Origin of the sequence: Flavobacterium aureirubrum, from assembly GCF_038739835.1 — a bacterium.
Taxonomy (GTDB): Bacteria; Bacteroidota; Bacteroidia; order Flavobacteriales; family Flavobacteriaceae; genus Flavobacterium; species Flavobacterium aureirubrum.
Window position 1 is genome coordinate 1 of record NZ_JBCGDO010000101.1, and the last position, 348, is coordinate 348.

General features: G+C 37.4%; 1 protein-coding gene. It reads right to left on the bottom strand.

Features of this window, described 5'->3' with window-relative positions; translation table 11 throughout:
• The coding region (locus WFZ85_RS16110) for a transposase (protein WP_461782275.1) at positions 1 to 348 on the bottom strand (348 nt) is incomplete at both ends.

The window sequence follows — 348 nt, forward strand, 5'->3', positions numbered from 1 at the left end:
CTTCTTTTACATCATTTTTGTCTAATTCATTGAGGTATTCTTGGGTTTTAAGTTCGATATATTCTTTGTGTTTGTCGATTTTTCTTTGGTTATAGTTGGACTTCTTGCTGTTGTGTGCTCTGGATTTTGTGCCATCAATGGCAATGGTTTCGCCTGTGATTAAATCGGCATTTTTTAAAAAACTAACAAACAGTTTGAAGAGTTGTTTTAGGGCTTTGGGATTGTCTTTACGAAAGTCGGCTATGCTATGATAATTAGGGCAAATGGCTTCTAAAAGCCACTGCATTTCCAGGTTGCGATGGCACTCTTTTTCTAATCGCCTTGAAGAGCGAATGCCGTTTAAATAGC